Source organism: bacterium (assembly GCA_023135785.1).
In the GTDB taxonomy this organism is placed as follows: Bacteria; CAIJMQ01; CAIJMQ01; order CAIJMQ01; family CAIJMQ01; genus CAZNJA01.
Genome location: JAGLSL010000042.1, coordinates 1 through 4408, shown reverse-complemented (window position 1 = coordinate 4408; position 4408 = coordinate 1). Strand labels below are relative to the sequence as shown.

At 36.8% G+C, this 4408-nt stretch carries 4 protein-coding genes; all 4 read left to right on the top strand.

Annotated elements, in window-relative coordinates:
* The first annotated feature begins 37 nt into the window (after positions 1-37).
* A complete protein-coding gene (locus KAS42_03765; protein ID MCK4905342.1) occupies positions 38-748 on the top strand; it encodes an FtsQ-type POTRA domain-containing protein in 711 nt (236 codons plus the stop codon).
* Positions 749-865: 117 nt separating this feature from the next.
* The gene (ftsA, locus tag KAS42_03760) at positions 866-2098 is read left to right on the top strand and encodes a cell division protein FtsA (GenBank protein ID MCK4905341.1); all 1233 of its coding nucleotides are present in this window, start codon (positions 866-868) and stop codon (positions 2096-2098) included.
* A 179-nt stretch (positions 2099-2277) separates the two neighbouring features.
* Positions 2278-3321, top strand: a complete 1044-nt coding sequence (locus tag KAS42_03755; GenBank protein MCK4905340.1) for a cell division FtsZ family protein — start codon at positions 2278-2280, stop codon at positions 3319-3321.
* A partial coding sequence (locus tag KAS42_03750) for a serine hydroxymethyltransferase (protein MCK4905339.1) occupies positions 3318-4408 on the top strand: 1091 nt, incomplete at its 3' end. The genes KAS42_03755 and KAS42_03750, both read left to right, overlap by 4 nt.

The following is a 4408-nucleotide window of genomic DNA, read 5'->3' as shown; positions in this document are numbered from 1 at the left end:
AAAAAATTTGGCATATTTTTAGAGCCGGAGATAAAAATTGTTTAAAAAGAATGCTCTTTTTTCCCCTCTATTAAAAAGATTCAGCATAATAGTTGCATCAATCTTTTTTGCAGGCATTGTCATTGTCTATATTTTCATAGGCTCTAGTTTGTTCCTTATTAAGGATATAGAAATTTTAAATTCAGACCTGATAGACGAAGGGAGTTTTTCTCAATTAAAAAACAAAAATATTTTTCTTGTCAGAATGGATGTATTAAGGGACAGAGTAAATGAAATTCCTGAAATAAAGAATGTTGTAGTTAAAAAAGAACTTCCTGGTAAATTGATAGTTGAAGTGAATGAATATATCCCGCGCGCGCTTTTGAAGGAAAACATGAAGTTGGCGGTATCACAAGAGGGAACGATTTTCTCTTTCAGAGGCGATGAAAACGAGGATTATCCGCTACTTGTTTATGAGAAACAAAACGGGAAAGAAAATTTGCAGTTGGGGCAAACGTTTATAGGGTTTAAAAGAGCCATACAAACATACCTTTCTATAAAAGATATAGTTTCTGTGAAAATTATAAAAGTAAAAACAGAAACAGAAGTGTTTTTCCTTCTTGAAAACGCAATAACCGAGATTAGAATGGATAGCGAAGAATATGCAAAAGAATCATATTCTTTGTCGATTTTAATGGAAGTATTACCTTATAAAAATGTAAAATATATTGATTTTAGATTTGGCGAGGATATTGTGGTAAAACCGTAAAACGACAAAGGACGATGGAAGATGGACGATAGACGAATAAAAAAAGCGTCCGTCGTCCTAGTAACTCCGATATAATATCGGAGGAACGGTCGTGCTTCGTCCATCGTGATTTTTAATATGGAAAATAAAAATTTAATTACCGGGATTGATTTAGGCAGTAGTAAAATTGCTGTGGCTATAGGCGATTGTAAAGACGGAGAAATCAATCTTAAAAGTTATGAAATTGAAGAATCCGTTGGCATTAGAGGGGGAGTTATCGTTGATTTGAAAGCTGCCTGTGAATGTATTAGCAGGGTAATCCAAAAAGCGGAGAAAAAAGCAAAAACCGAAATCACTTCAGCTTTTATCGGCATTTCGGGACAACATCTTCATTCAAACAATAATGAAGGCAAGATTTCTCTATCAACTGACCAGGAAGAAATTGGAGTTCAACATCTAAAAGAAGTTATTTTTAAAGCTAAAACAAGCCCTTCATCTTTAGGGTTAGAAGTGTTGCATGTTCTGCCCTCGGAGTTTATCTTGGATAATGTAGGGGGGGGTAAAAATCCAATCGGACTTTTCGGAAAAGAATTGAAAGTTAAATTAACCTCTGTAATAGGGCTTACGACTGCAATTCAAAACGCAATAAGATGCGTTCATTTAGCAGGATTAGATGTAGAACATGTTATTGCAAATATGATTGCCACCGGAGAAGCTATTCTTTATCCGGAAGAAAAAGATTTAGGGGTGGGATTGATAGACTTGGGTTCACATTTGACAGATATTGCGATTTATAAAGGAGAATATCCTGCCTATTTGTCGTCGCTTCCTTATGGAGGAGAAAATTTGTCCAGGGAAATAGCAACCAGACTGCATATTTCATTAAAAGAAGCCGAGGAAATCAAGAAGAGTCATGGAGTTTGCCTAAGGTATCTGTTAGACAATAACGAAGAAATAAATTTCGGGAAACCGACTGCAAAAAAAATAAGAAAATTGGAATTGGCGGAAATCATAGAAGAGAAAAGCGAAATGTTGGTTTCGCATATATTTGCAAGAATTGGAAATTATCTGCCTTTATTAGGTTCGGGTATTGTGCTTACGGGTGGTACATCCAATCTTGTTGGATTAAAAGAAGTCATAGAGCAGAAGATGAATTTACCCGTGAGAATTGGCGGAATTAGAACGGATTTAATTGCTAAGGCGTCTATTTTTCAAAAACCTTCAGAATCGATGGAATATGCGACATCGTTGGGGCTTATTGCTTACGGAAAACGTGTTAGAGATAAAGAAAAAAATTTCCCGTGGGAAAAAGAGAATATTTATGATAAAACAATAGGTAAAGTTTTTAATTGGTTCAAAAATTTCTTTTAAGTAGAGTATCCCGAAAAATTCGGGATGTTTTACGAGACGGGGTCCATTAAAGAATAACATTGATTGCACAGATTTTTTGATAACGATTACACCGATTAAAGATTTGGATTATCTGTGTAATCTATGGTTTTTAATCGGCGTAATCATTATATGTGAACGAAGTGAACGTATATTAAAATATGTTTAAAATAGATAATAAAATAAACGGCAAATCCGCTTTAAATATCAAAGTTTTTGGTGTAGGCGGAGCTGGAGGCAATATCGTAAATTTGGCGGCAAGAGATACTTTTTCGGGTATAGAATTCATTAATATCAATACGGATTCTCAAGCGCTAAAGGCCTCATTGGCTCCTATAAAAATAGAATTGGGAACATATACAACTAAGGGCGAGGGAACAGGCGGCAATTTAGATGCTGCAAAAAGAGCTTGTGAAGAACAAAGGGAAGAAATTGTGCAGGTGTTAAAAGGAGCTCATCTTGTGTTCATCGTAGCAGGTATGGGCGGAGGCACCGGAACTGGCGCTGCTCCTGTTATTTCGGAAATTGCAAGCGGATTGGGAATAATGACTATTGCCGTTATATCGCTCCCTTTTTCTTTTGAAGGGAAAAAGAAAAAGATAAAAGCTATAAGAGGCAAAGAAGAGTTGAGAAGAAGCGTAGATGCTGTAATTGCAATCGAGAATGATAAATTATTTGAAAATTTTACGGAAAATTTATCCTTGACCGAAAGTTTCGAAAAGGCAAATCGTGTGTTTGCAGAACTTATCGAGAGTCTTTCTTCCCATTTAATAAATCCCGGAATAGTAAATATGGATATGGCGGCATTTAGAAAAGTCATAGAAGGCGGAAGGGAAGTCCTTTTGGCTATCGGCGAAGCAGAAGGCGAGGATAGAGTTTCATCTGCCGTAGATTTAGCGGTTAATTCACTATGGCTTGAGAAAAATAGTGTTAGAAAACTTAAAAGAGTTTTAATAAGTATTATGGGCGGAGAAGATTTAAACTTTAGGGAAGTAAGTCGGGTTGTAGAAATGATTAATCACAGAGTTCATCCCGATGCCTATATTACTTTTGGAGCTTTTGCTTTGCCCAAATACAACAACAAACTCAAAGTAATTATTGTCGGCGATACAGCCATGGTTGAATCAATACAGGATTTTAAAGAAGTATCCACAATCTCATCAACAAAGAAAAGTGAAGGAGGTCCCTTCTTATGGAAAGAATGAATTATGAAGACATAAAAAATGTCGATGCGGAAGTATGGGAGTGGATTAAAAAAGAACAAGCGCGAGAACAAGAAACCATAAACTTGATAGCCTCGGAAAATTTTGCTCCTTTGTCTGTCCTTTCTGCGCAGGGTTCTGTTCTGACGAATAAATACGCCGAGGGTTATTCTTTTGCCCGGTATTATGGCGGTTGCCAATTTATTGACCAGGTAGAAAAATTAGCGATAGAAAGAACAAAAAAACTTTTCAATTGTGAACATGCCAATGTCCAACCGCATTCCGGTTCCGGGGCAAACATGTCTGTTTATTTTTCATCTTTAAATGTCGGTGATGCAATTTTAGGAATGGATTTACGTTCCGGCGGACACCTCACTCATGGTAGTAACGTAAGTTTTTCAGGTAAATTCTATAAAGCATATTCTTATGGAGTAGATCCAAAAACCGAAATCATTGATTTTAATGTGGTCGAGGATTTGGCGAGAAAACATAAACCTAAATTAATTATATGCGGTTATTCTGCTTATTCCAGAGAAGTGGATTTCAAGAGCTTCTCCGAAATCGCTTCAAAAGTCGGCGCATATCTTTTGGCTGATATTGCGCATATTGCAGGATTTGTTGCGACGGGACTTCATCCTTCACCTCATCCTTTTACCGATTTTACAACGGCAACAACTCATAAAACACTAAGAGGTCCCCGCGGCGGGATAGTAATGTGTAAAGAAAAGTTTGCGAAGCAAATAGATTCTACTGTATTTCCCGGAATTCAGGGTGGTCCTCTTATGCATGTTATTGCAGCAAAAGCGGTAGCCTTTAAAGAAGCTATGAGCCCAGAATTTAAGGAATATCAAAAACAGGTTATAGAAAATGCCTCCCATCTTGCTACTTCACTTAAAGATAAAGGATATAGGATAGTATCAGGAGGAACGGACAACCACCTTATGCTTGTTGACCTAAGAAATAAAGGCATAACTGGAAAAGTCGCCGAGGAAGCCCTCGATAGAGCAGGTATTACTGTAAATAAAAATGGTATTCCATTTGATACTCAGAGCCCATTTATAACAAGCGGAATAAGAATAGGTACACCTGC

Coding starts and splice junctions, on each gene's coding strand:
- ftsA (MCK4905341.1), top strand. CDS start 866: ATGGAAAATAAAAATTTAATTACCGGGATTGATTTAGGCAGTAGTAAA.
- KAS42_03755 (MCK4905340.1), top strand. CDS start 2,278: ATGTTTAAAATAGATAATAAAATAAACGGCAAATCCGCTTTAAATATC.